18 protein-coding genes are annotated in these 16,008 nt (G+C 59.1%); all 18 read left to right on the top strand.

Annotated features, from left to right (window positions below; all coding sequences use genetic code 11):
• Positions 1-102: 102 nt before the first annotated feature.
• Positions 103-684: a transcription factor FapR gene (gene fapR, locus ACFFIY_RS01680; RefSeq protein WP_354196247.1), complete on the top strand. Its 582-nt coding sequence runs from the start codon at positions 103-105 to the stop codon at positions 682-684.
• Entirely contained in the window at positions 681-1,676 is a 996-nt protein-coding gene (plsX, locus tag ACFFIY_RS01675) for a phosphate acyltransferase PlsX (protein WP_354196249.1), read from the top strand. The genes fapR and plsX overlap by 4 nt, the downstream gene beginning before the upstream one ends.
• Positions 1,669-2,613, top strand: a complete 945-nt coding sequence (gene fabD, locus ACFFIY_RS01670; RefSeq protein ID WP_354196251.1) for an ACP S-malonyltransferase — start codon at positions 1,669-1,671, stop codon at positions 2,611-2,613. The genes plsX and fabD overlap by 8 nt, the downstream gene beginning before the upstream one ends.
• Positions 2,614-3,360 carry a 3-oxoacyl-[acyl-carrier-protein] reductase gene (gene fabG / locus ACFFIY_RS01665; protein WP_354196253.1) on the top strand — a complete coding sequence of 249 codons (747 nt, stop codon included), beginning with the start codon at positions 2,614-2,616 and terminating at the stop codon, positions 3,358-3,360.
• A 34-nt stretch (positions 3,361-3,394) separates the two neighbouring features.
• Positions 3,395-3,631 (top strand): acyl carrier protein, encoded by a 237-nt coding sequence (gene acpP / locus ACFFIY_RS01660; protein ID WP_354196255.1) that lies wholly within the window; start codon positions 3,395-3,397, stop codon positions 3,629-3,631.
• Between the two features lie 119 nt (positions 3,632-3,750).
• Positions 3,751-4,509 (top strand): ribonuclease III, encoded by a 759-nt coding sequence (gene rnc, locus ACFFIY_RS01655; protein WP_376837152.1) that lies wholly within the window; start codon positions 3,751-3,753, stop codon positions 4,507-4,509.
• A 1-nt stretch (position 4,510) separates the two neighbouring features.
• Entirely contained in the window at positions 4,511-8,104 is a 3,594-nt protein-coding gene (gene smc, locus ACFFIY_RS01650; RefSeq protein ID WP_354196259.1) for a chromosome segregation protein SMC, read from the top strand.
• A 12-nt stretch (positions 8,105-8,116) separates the two neighbouring features.
• Positions 8,117-9,136 carry a signal recognition particle-docking protein FtsY gene (ftsY, locus tag ACFFIY_RS01645; RefSeq protein ID WP_354196261.1) on the top strand — a complete coding sequence of 340 codons (1,020 nt, stop codon included), beginning with the start codon at positions 8,117-8,119 and terminating at the stop codon, positions 9,134-9,136.
• 78 nt (positions 9,137-9,214) lie between these two features.
• Positions 9,215-9,550, top strand: a complete 336-nt coding sequence (locus ACFFIY_RS01640; protein ID WP_354196263.1) for a putative DNA-binding protein — start codon at positions 9,215-9,217, stop codon at positions 9,548-9,550.
• Between the two features lie 20 nt (positions 9,551-9,570).
• Positions 9,571-10,929 (top strand): signal recognition particle protein, encoded by a 1,359-nt coding sequence (gene ffh / locus ACFFIY_RS01635; protein ID WP_354196265.1) that lies wholly within the window; start codon positions 9,571-9,573, stop codon positions 10,927-10,929.
• 83 nt (positions 10,930-11,012) lie between these two features.
• A complete protein-coding gene (gene rpsP, locus ACFFIY_RS01630; protein ID WP_354196267.1) occupies positions 11,013-11,285 on the top strand; it encodes a 30S ribosomal protein S16 in 273 nt (90 codons plus the stop codon).
• A 21-nt stretch (positions 11,286-11,306) separates the two neighbouring features.
• Complete coding sequence (locus ACFFIY_RS01625) at positions 11,307-11,537, top strand: KH domain-containing protein (protein WP_354196269.1); 231 nt, start codon at positions 11,307-11,309, stop codon at positions 11,535-11,537.
• A gap of 73 nt (positions 11,538-11,610) precedes the next feature.
• Positions 11,611-12,126 (top strand): ribosome maturation factor RimM, encoded by a 516-nt coding sequence (rimM, locus tag ACFFIY_RS01620; RefSeq protein WP_354196271.1) that lies wholly within the window; start codon positions 11,611-11,613, stop codon positions 12,124-12,126.
• Positions 12,126-12,860 (top strand): tRNA (guanosine(37)-N1)-methyltransferase TrmD, encoded by a 735-nt coding sequence (gene trmD / locus ACFFIY_RS01615; protein ID WP_354196273.1) that lies wholly within the window; start codon positions 12,126-12,128, stop codon positions 12,858-12,860. Before rimM ends, trmD begins: the two co-directional genes overlap by 1 nt.
• Before the next feature lie 345 nt (positions 12,861-13,205).
• A complete protein-coding gene (gene rplS / locus ACFFIY_RS01610) occupies positions 13,206-13,550 on the top strand; it encodes a 50S ribosomal protein L19 (protein WP_354196275.1) in 345 nt (114 codons plus the stop codon).
• 98 nt (positions 13,551-13,648) lie between these two features.
• Positions 13,649-14,215 carry a signal peptidase I gene (gene lepB / locus ACFFIY_RS01605; protein WP_354196277.1) on the top strand — a complete coding sequence of 189 codons (567 nt, stop codon included), beginning with the start codon at positions 13,649-13,651 and terminating at the stop codon, positions 14,213-14,215.
• A gap of 11 nt (positions 14,216-14,226) precedes the next feature.
• Positions 14,227-15,078, top strand: a complete 852-nt coding sequence (ylqF, locus tag ACFFIY_RS01600) for a ribosome biogenesis GTPase YlqF (RefSeq protein ID WP_354196279.1) — start codon at positions 14,227-14,229, stop codon at positions 15,076-15,078.
• A 101-nt stretch (positions 15,079-15,179) separates the two neighbouring features.
• Positions 15,180-15,974: a ribonuclease HII gene (gene rnhB / locus ACFFIY_RS01595; protein ID WP_354196281.1), complete on the top strand. Its 795-nt coding sequence runs from the start codon at positions 15,180-15,182 to the stop codon at positions 15,972-15,974.
• The last annotated feature ends 34 nt before the right edge of the window (positions 15,975-16,008 follow it).

Genomic DNA, 16,008 nt, shown 5'->3' with positions numbered 1-16,008 from the left:
ACTGCGGAAATCCCCGTTCCGGCGCACCGAAACCTGCTTGCATTCTCCCAACCGAGTTTATATACTGATGTTAGTACCAAGTGCTAATCCGGTGGTGAAAACATGCGATTGCAGAAGAGGGAGCGGCAGCAGAAGCTGGCGGCGCTGCTCCGGGAAAACCCGGTGCTGACGGACGGTGACCTGGCGGAGCACTTTTCCGTCAGTGTCCAGACAGTCCGTCTTGACCGGTTGGAGCTCGGCATCCCGGAATTGCGGGAGCGGCTGAAAGACATGGCGGCCCGCACGCTCGATGATGTGAAGGCGCTGCCGATCGATGAAGTGATCGGCGACATTCTCGACATCGAACTGGACAAGCGTGCGGTGTCGGTCTTTGATGTTTCGGAGGACCATGTCTTTCAGCGGAACGGCATCGCGCGCGGCCACCATCTGTTTGCGCAGGCGAATTCGCTGGCGGTCGCGGTGATCGACGACGACCTCGCCCTGACCGCCAGATCAGAGCTTGAGTTCAGAAAGCCTGTGCATGCGGGGGACCGTGTCGTGGCGAAGGCCGAAGTGGAACCGGGATCGGAAAAGCCCCGCCGGTCCATCGTCAAGGTGGTTTCGACCGTCGGGGAAGACACTGTTTTCACCGGGACATTCGAGATGTACCGGACCCATGAGCGCGGAAAAGAGGGACAGCGATGATTATTGCAGTAGACGCGATGGGCGGCGACCACGCGCCGGACGCGGTTGTGGACGGCGTCATGGAGGCGCTTGCGGAATTCTCCGATATCCGGGTGCGCCTTTACGGCGACCGCGGGGCGATCGAAGCCCGCACCGGCGGGCATGAACGGCTTGAAGTCGTTCATTGCTCCGAGAAGGTGGAGAGCGAAGACGAGCCGGTGCGTGCGGTCAGGAGGAAAAAGGATGCGTCGATGGTGCGGATGGCACAGTCCGTGCGCGACAAAGAGGCGGACGCAGGGGTGAGCGCCGGGAATACCGGCGCCCTCATGGCGTCCGGCCTGTTCGTTGTCGGCCGGATGGACGGCGTCGACCGTCCGGCACTCGCACCGACGCTGCCGACGGTTGACGGCCGGGGCTTCCTGATGCTCGACATGGGCGCGAACGCGGACGCAAAGGCCCAGCATCTTGCCCAGTATGCCGTCATGGGAAGCGTCTATGCCGAACAGGTCCGCGGCATCCGGGAACCGCGTGTCGGCCTGCTGAATATCGGCACCGAAGAAAACAAAGGCAACGAACTGACAAAAGAAGCGCACCGGCTGATCAGCCGCGCGCCCGTCAATTTTATCGGGAACGTGGAAGCGCGCGATCTCCTGAACGGTGTGGCAGACGTTGTCGTCACCGACGGATTCACGGGCAACATGGTCCTCAAGACAATCGAAGGCACCGCGCAGGGGCTCATGTACATGATCAAGGAAGCCTTCATGGCGACGACGAAAGGCAAAATCGCCGGGCTTCTCGCCAAGGACAACCTCGGCGGCCTCAAAAAGAAAATGGATTACACGGAATATGGAGGGGCGGGCCTTTTCGGACTGAAAGCCCCGCTGATCAAAGCACATGGATCGTCGAACGCCAATGCGATCAAAAACGCCATCCGGCAGGCAAAGACGATGGCGGAGTTTGAAGTGGCGGCCAGGATCGGAGAAACGATCGGAAGGATGGGGGAACATGAGTAAAATCGCATTCGTATTCCCTGGACAGGGAGCACAGAAAGCAGGAATGGCTGCCGATTTCATCGGCGAAGGAAAGTCCGGAGCACATTTCCGGGAAGAAGCGGATGAACGGCTCGGGTTTGGTCTTGGAACACTCATGATCGAAGGGCCGCAAGAAGAACTGACCCTTACATACAACGCGCAGCCGGCACTGCTGACTGCGGGAGCGGCAATCGACGCGGCGCTCAAGTCGGCGGGCATCCGCCCCGACTATGCGGCGGGCCACAGCCTCGGGGAGTACACGGCACTCGTTTCTGCCGGCGTCCTCGGATTCGGCGACGCGGCCCAAACCGTTCACCGCCGCGGGCTCTACATGAACGAAGCCGTACCGGCCGGAGAAGGGGCGATGGCGGCAATTCTCGGGCTCGGCGCGGAGGAATTGGGCCGGGTGACGGAGAACATTACAGAAAGCGGCGACCCGGTACAGCCGGCCAACCTGAACTGCCCGGGCCAGATTGCCATCTCCGGCAGCAAGAGAGGCGTGGAGCGGGCATGCGAGGCGGCGAAGGAAGCGGGTGCGAAGCGGGCGATCCCGCTTGACGTCAGCGGCCCCTTCCATTCCTCGCTCATGAAGCCGGCCTCGTCAAAACTCCGGGAACAACTGGATTCCGTCATCTTTAAACAACCGGACTATCCGGTCGTCTCCAATGTCACGGCCCGGCCGGAGCATGATCCGGCCAAGATGAAGGAACTTCTCGTCGAGCAGCTGTATTCCCCGGTGCGCTGGGAAGAATCGGTCCGTGAAATGATCCAAAACGGCGTGACGCTGTTCATCGAATGCGGACCCGGCGGCGTGCTGGCCGGGCTTATCCGCAAGATCGACCGGTCGGTCACAGTCCTGCGAGTGGAAGATGCGGAGTCGCTTGACAAGGCCGTCGAGGCCGCGAAAGGATGGTCATGAATGGGCAAGCTTGAAGGAAAGGCCGCGATCGTCACCGGCGCCTCCCGCGGAATCGGACGCGCGATCGCGATCCGGCTCGCTGCGGAAGGGGCCCGCGTGGCCGTCAACTTCGCCGGGAGCGAAGACAAAGCGAATGAAACGGTCAGCCTCATCGAGGAAGCGGGCGGGGAAGCATTCGCAATCCGCGCATCCGTCACCGATGCCGACGATGTGAAGCGGATGGTCGACGAAACAGTGTCCCGGTTCGGTTCGGTAGACATACTTGTCAACAATGCGGGCATTACAAAAGACAATCTGCTCATGCGCATGAAGGAAGACGAATGGGATGACGTACTCGACACGAACCTGAAAGGCGTCTTCCTCTGCACGAAGGCGGTCGCCCGCCCGATGATGAAGAAGCGCGCAGGGGCCATCGTCAATTTGGCGTCGGTCGTCGGCGTGGCAGGCAATGCCGGCCAGGCCAACTATGTGGCGGCGAAAGCCGGCGTCATCGGCCTCACGAAAACCGCTGCGAAGGAGCTCAGCGCACGCGGCATCCGTGTGAATGCCGTGGCGCCCGGCTTCATCACAACCGACATGACGGACAAGCTTCCCGAAGAAGTGAAAGAGGGCATGCTCGGCCAGATCCCGCTCGGCAAACTCGGTTCCGCCGAAAGCGTGGCGAATGCGGTGCTGTTCCTCGCGTCGGCAGATTCGGATTATATTACAGGCCAGACTCTCCATGTGGACGGCGGTATGGTAATGTAAGAAAGGATGAATTCCGTGAGAGGAGGTGAATGGTTTGGCAACTGTACTCGAACGCGTAACGAAAGTGGTCGTCGACCGCCTCGGCGTAGACGAAAGCGAAGTAAAGCCTGAGGCTTCCTTCCGTGAAGAACTCGGCGCCGACTCTCTGGATGTCGTGGAACTCGTCATGGAGCTGGAAGATGAGTTCGATCTTGAAATTTCCGATGAAGATGCGGAGAAGATCGGTACTGTCGGCGACGCCGTCAACTATATCGAACAAAAAGTCGGCTGACCGGCTTAATGGAGGCGGCTGCCGTACCTTCGGGGAAAGCGGGCCGCCTCTTTTCCATTTTGCGAAAAATGGCGGGAACAGTTAAACTGTGCATATATCCAACCGAAAGGCAGATCATCATGACCATGAATCGAAAAGAACGGCAACACCGTGATTCTTATCCGGAATCCGTCCAACGCAAATTTGAGGGATTCCAGGAGGAGTTTGAAATCACCTTCAGCGACCCGTCCCTTCTGTACAAGGCATTCACGCATTCATCCTATGTGAATGAGCACCGGAAGCGGATCCGTGATGACAACGAGCGGCTCGAGTTCCTCGGCGATGCCGTGCTTGAGCTGACCGTCTCCCGCTTTCTTTTTGACACGTATCCATCCATGAGCGAAGGCGAACTGACCAAGCTCCGCGCCGCGATCGTCTGTGAACCATCACTCGTCCAGTTTGCAAGCGAGCTCGGTTTCGGACGGTATGTCCTGCTCGGCAAGGGCGAGGAGCAGACGGGCGGCCGGACGCGCCCGGCACTGCTGGCCGACGTGTTCGAGGCGTTTGTCGGCGCCCTTTATCTTGACCACGGCTTCGATGAAGTCCTCAAGTTCCTCGAGGGCGTCGTCTTCCCGAAAGTGAAAGTCGGTGCTTTTTCCCATGTGATGGATTATAAGAGCCAGCTTCAGGAAATCGTCCAGCAAAAGTCGGGCGGCAACCTGCAATATCAGATCATCGAGGAAAAAGGCCCCGCCCACGACCGCATCTTCGTTTCTTCCGTGTCCGTTGATCATGAGGAACTGGGAAAAGGGGAAGGGAAATCCAAAAAAGAAGCGGAGCAGCTTGCAGCCCGCCATGCCATCGCCGAGCTGAAGAAAACGGAAGGGCAGGCGGACTGATTTGTATTTAAAACGACTGGAAATCTTCGGCTTCAAGTCGTTCGGGGAGCGCATCGGCCTTGATTTTGTCCCGGGCGTGACGGCGGTCGTCGGGCCGAACGGAAGCGGAAAGAGCAACGTCACCGATGCGATCCGGTGGGTGCTCGGTGAACAGTCCGCCAAAACGCTCCGCGGCGGAAAGATGGAAGATGTCATCTTTTCGGGCAGCGATTCCAGGAAACCGCTCAACTTTGCCGAAGTTTCCCTGATCCTCGACAATTCGGACGGCCGTGTGCCGCTCGATTTTCAGGAAATCAGCGTCAGCCGGCGCGTTTTCCGGTCGGGGGACAGCGAGTATCAGATCAACCGGCAGCCGTGCAGGCTCCGTGACATCACCGACCTGTTCATGGACTCGGGTCTCGGGAAAGATGCGTTTTCCGTCATCTCCCAGGGTCGGGTGGATGAAATCCTCAACAGCAAGCCGGAAGACCGCCGGGCGATTTTTGAGGAAGCGGCCGGAGTGCTGAAATACAAGCAACGCCGCCGGAAAGCCGAGCATAAGCTCTTTGAAACAGAGGACAACCTGAACCGTGTCCTCGATATCCTTCATGAACTGGAGGCCCGGCTGGAGCCGCTTCGCATCCAGGCGTCGGCGGCCGAAGACTTCCTGGCGATGGGCAGCGAACTGAAAGCGGCCGAGACGGCCCTTATCGCCCATGACCTTGAAGAAAACCGCAAGCAGAGGAAAACCGCGCGCGCCGTCCTGCGGGAAGCGGCCGAGAAAGAGAAGAGCGCCGCGGCGGAGGCTGAAAAGAGGGAAGCGGCGCTGAACGGACTCCGCAGCGAATCGGCAGCGCTGGCCGATGAACTGGACGGGCTTCATCAGGCTCTTTCCGAGGCGGTGGAAAACACCGAGAAGTGGGAAGGGCGCAAGCTCGTCATGCAGGAGCGCCGCACAAATGCGGTCCGGCAGCTGGAACGGCTGCAGGGCGACCTTTCCGAAACAGAGGCCTCCATCCGTTCCGCGCACAAGAAAAAGGCGGACGCAGAAAGAAACGCTGCGGAGAAAAAAGCCGCACTGTCCGGCTCGCGGAAGGAAATCCGCCGGCTTCAGGAAGTGGCGGGTCGTCCGCTCGGAGAAACGGAGGAGCGGATCGAGGAACTGAAGGCCCTTTACATCGAGCGGCTCAGCGAAGAAGCCGCGGTGAACAACGAACGGAAGCATCTTCGCATGCAGGCGGATCAGCAGAAGCTGTCCGCTGAGCGCAACCGTTCCCGGGCCGAGGAAACAGCCGCCGAGCTGAAGGACGTCCGCGCACGGTTGGAAGAAGCGAAAAAGCTTGCCCGCAAACTCCGGGAACAGCTTGATGAAGCGGCCGGTGCGGATTCGGAGCGGGAGGAGGCCGAACGGTCCCTCGCCGTGGAGCTGGCGGAGAAGCAGGAAAAACTTTATAAGGCCTATAGCCTGCAGGAGAAGCTGAAGGGGCGGAAGGAAGCCCTTCTCGCCATGGAAGCGGAACACGCAGGCTTTCATTCGGGTGTCAAGGAAGTGCTCCGTGCGGCGGATTCCGGACGGCTGCCCGGGATCGAAGGGGCGGTCGCCAAGCTGATTGACGTCCGTCCTGAATTCGCCAAGGCGATCGAGACCGCGCTCGGCGGCGGCATGCAGCATATTGTTGCCGCTTCCGAAGCGGATGCCAGGCGCGCCATCGCCTTCCTCAAGGAAAGCCGGAAAGGCAGGGCGACATTCCTTCCCCTCCCGGTCATGAAGCCACGCCAGATTGACTCCCCGACCTTGTCGCGGGTGAGCGGCCATGCCGATTTCGCGGGCACAGGCGATTCCGTGGCGACTGCACAGGACAGATACGCGGTGATCGTGCGCAACTTGCTCGGGAACGTCATCCTTGCGGCCTCGCTGAAGGGGGCAAACGAAATCGCCAAGATGGCCGGATACCGTTACCGGGTCGTGACGCTTGACGGGGACGTGGTCAATGCGGGCGGTTCGATGACGGGCGGCGGGTCGGAACGGAACAATCCGATCTTCATGAGAAAGGCCGAACTGGAAAGCACATCGGCAGATCTGGACCGCCTGGAAGCATCCATCCGGAAAGCGGAGCAGTCGGTCGGGCAATTGAAAGAAAAGAAACAGGAGATCTCCGGGCTGCGCAATGCGGCCCGCGGCCGGCTTGCAGAACTGCGCGCCGAGGAACAGTCTGCGGGGGAACAGCTGGCCGAGCTGAAGTCTTCGGAACGCCGGCTCGCAGACCGGGCTGCTTTGTTCACCGATGAAGAACAAGGAACCGCCGGTCTTGCGGGCGGCCTGAGCGAACGTCTTGAAGCTGCGGAAAAACGCAAAGCCGAGCTGGCAGGTGAACTGAGGGACATTTCCGATGAGATTGAGAAACTCGGCGAGCTGTATGAACAGGGGCGCAACGAGCGAGACCGGATGATGGACCGGCTCGGTGAACTTCGCTCCGAGGCTGCCGTGCTTTCCGAGCAGGCTGTGCAGGCGTCTGCGGCCGCTTCGGCACTTCAGTCGGAGCTTGAGGCGCTGGATCTCCGCGCCAACCGGCTGAGAGAAGAAATCGGCTGGCTGGAAGGAGACGGGAGCCACGGCCCCGGACCCGATGAGATCGAGCGTGAACTCTCGGAATGGAAAACTCGCAGAGCGGCCGCGGAGCAGGCGGTGGCCGACGCCGTGAACCGGCGGGCGGCGCTCGAAAGAAAAACCTCCCTTGAGCAGACCCGCTTCAAAGAAGCCTCTTCCGCACAGGCGGAACATGCACGCTCGGTCCGCGAAGCGGAACTGCGGGCGGGACGCCTGGATTATGAATTTGAGACGCTTTCTGAAATTCTCCAGGAAGCGTATGGGCTCGACGAGGCGCCTGTTGCCGATTTTCCGTTTCCCGAAGGGCTGGACGCCGATTCGGCGCGCCGGAAAGTCCGCCTGCTCAAACAGTCGATCGATGAACTCGGCCCGGTCAACACGGGGGCCATCGAAGAATTTGCCGCCGTCTCCGAACGGCATGGGTTCCTGTCGGATCAGCGCAGCGACCTGCTGGAGGCGAAAGGCACACTGGAAGAAACGATCGGTGAAATGGACGCCGAAGTGACCGAGCGTTTCAGCAGCACATTCCATGCGGTGAACCGCCAGTTCGGCACTGTGTTCGGCGAGTTGTTCGGCGGCGGCCGGACGGAACTCGTCCTGACGAACCCGGATGACATGCTCACTACGGGAATCGACATTGTCGCCTGTCCGCCGGGCAAAAAGCTGCAGAATCTGAGCCTGCTGTCCGGCGGGGAGCGCGCGCTCACGGCGATCGCGCTGCTCTTTGCCATACTCAAAGTGCGGCCTGTGCCGTTCTGCGTGCTCGATGAAGTGGAAGCGGCACTCGATGAAGCGAATGTTCTCCGTTACAGCCAGTATCTGAAAAAGTTCAGTGATGAAACCCAGTTCATCGTCATCACCCACCGGAAGGGGACGATGGAGGGAGCGGACGTCCTTTACGGCATCACGATGCAGGAATCCGGCATCTCCAAGCCGGTCTCGGTCAAGCTGACCGAAGGGGACGGCGTAGAATATGAAGAGCCCGTACCGGCCGGCGGCGCGGGATGAAAGGGGACGGCCATGAGCTTCTTCAAAAAACTGAAAGACAAAATCTCCGGCAAACCGGATGAAACAACCGAGAAATACAAAGAAGGGCTTGAAAAGACGCGCACTTCATTCACCTCAAAAGTCAATGACCTGATCGCCCGATACCGTAAAGTCGATGAGGACTTTTTCGAAGAGCTGGAAGACCTGCTCCTCCAGGCGGATGTCGGGTTCGAAACGGTCATGGACCTGATGGACGACCTCCGCTTTGAAGTCCAGCGCAAAAACGTGAAGGACACGGAAGGCATCCAGTCGGTCATCTCCCAGAAGCTGGTCGACATCTACCGCGGCGGCGGCGAAGAAGACAGCGCGCTCAACATCCAAGAAGGCGAACTCACCGTCCTTTTGTTCGTCGGCGTGAACGGCGTCGGGAAAACGACGACGATCGGCAAGCTGGCGCGCAGATTCATCGAAGAAGGGAAAACGGTCATGCTTGCTGCGGGGGATACGTTCCGTGCCGGGGCGATCGACCAGCTCCAGGTCTGGGGCGACCGGGTCGGCGCCGAAGTGATCCGCCAGACGGAAGGATCCGATCCGGCGGCGGTCATGTATGACGCCATCCGGGCGGCCAAAAACCGGAAAGTCGATGTCCTGATCTGCGACACGGCCGGCCGGCTCCAGAACAAAGTCAACCTGATGAACGAACTCCAGAAAGTCCACCGGGTCATCAGCCGGGAAATCCCGGGTGCGCCGCATGAGACGCTCCTTGCGCTTGATGCGACGACGGGCCAGAACGCCCTCATCCAGGCCGAGACGTTCAAGGAAGCGACGGACGTGACCGGCATCGTCCTCACGAAGCTGGACGGCACGGCGAAGGGCGGGATCGTGCTTGCCATCCGGAACAAGCTCGGCATTCCGGTGAAGCTTGTCGGACTCGGGGAAGGCATGGACGATCTGCAGCCGTTTGACGCCGAACGCTACGTCTACGGGCTGTTTGCGGAAGGACTTGAACAGGAGGAGTCCGCCGAAGACGGGCGGGGCGGAGAAGAAGAATGACAGACAAGGTGATTACCTTGACAGAACCTTCTTTCCTGTATAAAATGACATCGTCAAGAGACGGGAGGAGGGGTTCGGATGCTTCTTGAAAAGACGACCCGCATGAACTTCCTGTTCGATTTTTACCAGGCGCTTCTGACGGAGAAGCAGCGCAGCTACATGGAACTGTATTACCTGAATGACCTGTCGCTCGGTGAAATTGCCGAGCAGTACGGCGTGTCCAGGCAGGCCGTGTACGACAACATCCGGCGCACCGAAGCGATGCTTGAGGAGTATGAGGAAAAGCTCCAGCTCTTCGGCAAGTTCCGCGGACGGCGAGATGCGATCGATTCGCTGTCGGAAACGGTGCGTTCGGGCGAAGCGGCGCCGGATGACATCATCAGCCGCCTGGAGGAACTGAAACAGTATGATTAATAACTGGGAGGCGGGCACATATGGCATTTGAAGGATTGGCCGAGCGCCTTCAGAATACGCTTCAGAAGATCAAGGGCAAGGGCAAGGTGACGGAGGCCGACGTCAAGGAAATGATGCGCGAAGTCCGCTTTGCCCTCATCGAAGCCGACGTCAACCTCAAAGTCGTCAAGGAATTCGTCAAAAAGGTGAGCGAGCGCGCAGTCGGCTCGGACGTGATGGAAAGCCTCACGCCGGGCCAGCAGGTCGTCAAGATCGTCCGTGACGAGCTTGCCGAGCTGATGGGCGGAGAATCCGAAGCGATGACGTTCGCCAAAAAGCCGCCGACCGTCATCATGATGGTCGGCCTGCAGGGTGCCGGTAAAACGACGACGACCGGCAAGCTCGCAAACCTCATCCGAAAGAAATACAACCGGAAACCGCTCCTTGCAGCCGCCGACGTCTACCGGCCCGCCGCAATCCAGCAGCTGGAGACGATCGGCAAGCAGCTCAGCGTGCCGGTATTCTCACTCGGCACGGAGGCATCTCCGGTCGACATTGCCAAACAGGCGGTCGAGAAAGCGAAGGAAGAGCACTACGATGTGGTCTTCATCGACACGGCGGGCCGGCTCCAGATCGACGAGGCGCTCATGGGCGAGCTCAGAGACATCCATGAAGCCGTTGCGCCGGATGAAGTGTTCCTCGTCGTCGACGCCATGACCGGACAGGTAGCGGCCAATGTGGCGGAGACGTTCGATCAGCAGGTCGGCGTGACCGGCATCGTCCTGACGAAACTCGACGGCGACACGCGCGGCGGTGCCGCGCTGTCGATCCGGTCCGTCACGGGCAAGCCGGTGAAGTTTGCGGGGATGGGAGAAAAACTCGACGCGATCGAGCCGTTTCACCCGGAACGGATGGCTTCCCGGATTCTTGGCATGGGCGATGTCATGTCGCTCATCGAGAAGGCGCAGGCGGGTGTCGACGAAGAGAAGGCCAAGGAGCTTGAACAGAAATTCCGGGAGCAGTCGTTCACGTTCGACGACTTCCTGGAACAGCTGGAGCAGGTGAAGAAGATGGGGCCGCTTGATGAGCTCCTGAAGATGCTTCCCGGCGCCGGCAAGATCAAAGGGCTTGAAAACGCCAAGGTCGACGAAGGACAGATGGGCCGCGTTGAAGCCGTCATCAAGTCGATGACCACGGCGGAAAAGACGAACCCGGAAATCATCAACTCCAGCCGGAAAAAGCGGATTGCCCGCGGTTCGGGCACATCCATCCAGGAAGTGAACCGTCTTCTCAAGCAGTTTGAGGAGATGAAGAAAATGATGAAGCAGATGTCAAACATGCAGCAGGGCAAAGGCCGGAAAAAGATGAAACTTCCGGGGCTCGATTCGCTGTTTAAATGATGTGTTAAGAAAAAACACTTTACAAACGGAAAAACCCTTGATAATATACTATCTTGTGTGAAACTACTCGGAGGTGCTATCAAATGGCAGTTAAAATCAGACTCAAACGCATGGGCGCAAAAAAGACGCCTTTCTATCGTATTGTTGTAGCGGACTCCCGCTCCCCGCGTGACGGACGCCAAATCGAAACGATCGGGACATACAACCCGCTCACGAAGCCGGCTGAACTCAAGATCGACGAAGAGCTTGCGCTCAAGTGGCTCCAAGACGGCGCAAAGCCGTCCGACACGGTCCGCAACCTTCTCGCCACACAGGGAATCATGGAGAAATACCACAACGCCAAGACCGCAAAATAATTCATTCACGGGGGCGACATGATGAAAAGGCTGATCGAGACGATTGTCAAACCGCTCGTTGATCATCCGGATCAGGTCCGGGTGGAGACGGAGGAACAGGAAGGCAGACTCGTCTGCAGACTGTCCGTCCATCCGGATGACATGGGAAAAGTGATCGGAAAGCAAGGTCGGGTCGCCAGTGCGATCCGCACCGTTGTGAACTCAGCTTCCGCCGCCGGCCGGAAACGGGTGCGCGTGGACATCATGGACTGACTGGAAGGAAGGAGCATCTGTTCCTTCCTTTTTCTTTCATTATGGGCCGGATGAATGCCAAGGAGGAATCCCAATGAATTGGTACAACGTCGGAAAAATTGTCAATACGCACGGCATCCGCGGTGAAGTGCGGGTGATCTCCAGGACCGACTTTCCGGAGGAGCGGTATGCCGAAGGCGCCCGCCTCGGCCTGTTCATGCCGGGGGCGCAAGAGCCGGTCATCCTGACGGTCGCCTCACACCGTGTCCACAAAAACTTCGACCTGCTGACGTTTGAAGGACATCCGAACATCAATGACGTCGAAAAGTACCGCGACGGCGTGCTGAAAGTGTCGGAAGCGGATCTCGGCGAGCTGGGCGAGGGCGAGTACTATTATCATGAAATCGTCGGCTGCACAGTCTACGCGGAAGACGGCACGGAGATCGGGGAAGTCACCGAAGTGATCGGCACCGGTGCGAACGATGTATGGGCGGTCAAGCCGAAGGAAGGCAAGATGCACTACATCCCGTACATCGATGACGTGGTGCTGGAAGTGGACCCGGAGGAAAAGCGGATTGTGATTGATCCGATCGAGGGGCTGCTGTCCTGATGAACATTTCCGTTTTGTCGATCTTCCCTGAAATGTTCGAAGGGGTGTTCAACTCCTCGATTCTCAAGCGGGCGCAGGAAAGCGGGGCCACCCGTCTGAGCGTCCGGGACTTCCGTGAATTCGCCACCGACAAGCACCACAAAGTCGATGACTATCCTTACGGAGGCGGAGCGGGCATGGTGCTGAAGCCGGAGCCGCTGTTCCGTGCGGTCGAGAGCCTGGCGGCGGCAGCAGGGCGCACTCCGCGCATCATTCTCATGTGCCCGCAGGGGGAGCGCTTTACCCAGCGCAAGGCGGAAGAACTGTCGCAAGAAGAAGACCTGATCTTCCTGTGCGGCCATTACGAGGGATACGACGAGCGAATCCGGAAGCATCTCATCACCGATGAGATCTCGATCGGCGACTTTGTCCTGACAGGCGGTGAGCTTGCCGCAATGAACGTCATCGACAGCGTGGTCCGGCTTCTGCCCGGCGTTCTCGGCAATGAAGCCTCGCCGGAACATGATTCTTTCTCGACCGGCCTGCTCGAGCATCCGCACTACACCCGGCCGGCCGATTTCCGGGGCATGAAGGTTCCGGACGTCCTCCTGTCGGGCAACCACGCCGAAATCGACCGCTGGCGGGAGGAACAGTCGCTCACCCGCACATTCGAACGGCGTCCCGACCTGCTCCACAAAGCCAACCTCACCGACCGCCAGAAAAACTACCTGAAAAGCATCGGCTGGAAAGGCTGAGCCGAACGGGTGTTTTGCCCTGAAATCGGGGACTTCACAATTCAATTGTGGAACTGATGGCAGCGGAAGATCCGAGACGCCTGCGGGAAAAGCGTCCGTCGAAGACCCCGCAGAGCGGAGCTCGAGGAGGCTGAGGCGACGCCCGCGGCAAGCGAGGACCTGCAGCGGAAATCAGCCATTCTCCGGTTTGATTTTTCTTTGCCAGCTCCATTCAATTCAACTGGTACTTGCCGGCAGACGCCGGTTGTGTTATCATTCATTCTGTGCTTCCATGCGAAGCACTCGATTACGGTGTTCCGCTGCAGCGCAACAATGCATGAGCATCTGTAGCAAGGAGAGGGAAACATGACAAACATCATTGCAGATATCACGAAGGAGCAACTCCGCACGGATCTCCCGACGTTCCGCCCCGGCGACACGGTACGCGTACACGTGAAGGTCGTCGAAGGAACACGCGAACGGATCCAGGTTTACGAAGGGGTTGTCATCAAGCGTCGCGGCGGCGGCATCAGCGAAACATTCACTGTCCGCAAAATTTCCTACGGTGTAGGGGTTGAGCGTACGTTCCCTGTGCACACGCCGAAAATCGCAAAGCTTGAAGTCATTCGCCGCGGTAAAGTACGCCGTGCGAAACTGTACTACCTCCGCAACCTTCGCGGAAAAGCTGCCCGCATCAAAGAAATCCGATAAGCCACTTCGAAAGGGAGCCCGCAGCGGCTCCTTTTCTTTTTGCCTCGCTCTTTCATACACTGTACAATAGAAGAAACAAAACAGGGAGGCCTGGAGGCATGAAAGAAGAGAAACAGAAAAACGAGTTATGGGAGTGGACGAAGGTCCTCCTGATCGCCTTCGGGCTTGCGGCCCTCATCCGGTATTTCCTCTTCACACCGATTGTCGTCGACGGTGAATCCATGATGCCGACGCTTGAAAACGGCGACAAGATGATCGTCAACAAAATCGGATACACCATCGGCGGGCCGAAACGGTTTGACATTGTGGTGTTCCATGCGCCCGAGCGCAAAGACTACATCAAGCGGGTCATCGGACTGCCGGGTGACCATATCGAATACCGGGACGACCAGCTCTATATCAACGGCAAGCCGTACGACGAGCCGTATCTCGACGAATACAAGGCCGCGCTCTCCGGCCTTTCCGAAGGTCCCCTCACGGAGGACTTCACCCTTGAAGACAAGATCCAGCGCGCCACCGTGCCGGAGGGTCATGTGTTTGTCATGGGGGACAACCGCCGATACAGCAAGGATTCCCGGCATATCGGCGTCATCGCGTTTGATGAAATCATCGGTAACACGAGCCTGGTGTTCTGGCCGATGGACGATTTCGGGATCGTCCGGTAGGAGGTGGCAGCATGACGATTCAATGGTTCCCCGGTCATATGGCGAAAGCCCGCCGGGAAGTGACGGAAAAACTGAAAATGGTCGACATCGTCTTTGAGCTGATCGATGCCCGGCTCCCCGAATCCTCGCGCAACCCGATGATCGATGAAGTGATCAGCCAGAAGCCGAGGCTCGTCATCCTGAACAAGAAAGATATGGCGGATGACGCGGAAACCGCCCGCTGGCTGGAGCGTTTCCGGCAGGACGGCATCGAGGCGGTCGCCATCAATTCGCTTGACGGGAAAGGTCTTCAGCAGGTGACAAAGGCGGCAAAGATCATTCTGAAGGACAAATGGGACCGCATGAAGGCGCGGGGCATCCGTCCGAGGGCGATCCGTGCGATGATCGTCGGCATTCCGAATGTCGGCAAGTCGACGCTCATCAACCGGCTCGCCGGGAAGAACATCGCCCGGACCGGAAACACGCCGGGCGTAACGAAGGCCCAGCAATGGATCAAGGTCGGCAAGGAACTCGAGCTGCTCGACACGCCGGGAATCCTCTGGCCGAAATTTGAGGACCCTGAAGCGGGATACAAGCTTGCGCTCACCGGAGCGATCAAGGATACGATCACGGAAAAGCAGGATCTGGCCGTCTACGGGCTGAAGTTCCTCGAGGCCCATTACCCCGAAAGGCTCGAGGAGCGCTACGGGCTGGCGGACCTGTCCGAAGGGATTCCGGAGGCATACGAGAAAATCGGCGAGCGGCGCAGGGTGTATGAAAAAGGCGGCACGATCGACTATGACGGAGTCTCGGAACTGATCGTCCGGGATATCCGGGATCAGCAGCTCGGCAGGCTGTCGTTCGACTTCGCCGAAGACCGCTGAGCCAACTGTTGAACAAGGGCATGCCCCATGGGGAGTGCCCGTTTTTTATTGGCGGAGCTCACGTAGACCCGCCTCATACATACCGGAAGGATGGTCGGTGAATGATTGGGAAAATGACGGTGCGGGAAGTGAAGGATTGGCTGGAAGAAGCGGATGGAAGCGAGGAGTTGTTTTCCTCGCTGAGGGAAGACGGCCGTGCAGGCGTGCAGAAGCTGGTCGCCTCCTGGGAGCGCCGCCGGGAGAAGGCGGAAAAGCTCCGTCGCATCCACCTGGAAAAAGAAAAATTTGATGACGGCTTCAGGCGGGATCCGGACGGCCTGGTGGCCGGAGTGGATGAGGCCGGCAGGGGACCGCTTGCCGGCCCGGTCGTCACGGCTGCGGTCATCCTGCCTGCCCATGCACCGGCGCTTGTCGGGCTGGATGATTCCAAGGCGATGACGCGCACTGAACGGGAGCGGCTGGCTGCGCTTATCCGGCAAACAGCGGTCGCCTGGTCTGTCCATGTGCAGTCCGCCGCCGAAATCGACCGGGTCAATATTTACCGGGCGACGAAAAGTTCGATGGAAGAGGCAATCCGGGGACTCGCCGTGCGGCCGGACGCGGTCATCGCCGACGCCATGAGCCCCGATGCGGGCATGCCGTGCGCCAACATCGTCAAAGCCGACGCGAAGAGCCTCGCCGTCGCGGCGGCGTCCGTGCTTGCAAAAACAGACAGGGACCGGTATATGGAGGCGCTCCACGACCGTTATCCCGAGTACGGTTTTGCGCAGCACGCCGGTTATCCGACCGCCCGGCATGTCGAGGCGCTGAGGCGGCACGGCCCTTGCCCGGAGCACAGGACAACATTCGCCCCGGTCACCGAGTTTGCGGCCGAATCCAGCGGAATTCGGTCGTGAGCGTCAACATTTATGGACAACTTATGACATGTTG

The organism is Bhargavaea ullalensis, from assembly GCF_042432615.1.
Classification (GTDB): domain Bacteria; phylum Bacillota; class Bacilli; order Bacillales_A; family Planococcaceae; genus Bhargavaea; species Bhargavaea ullalensis.
This window is presented reverse-complemented; position numbering and strand designations above follow the sequence as displayed.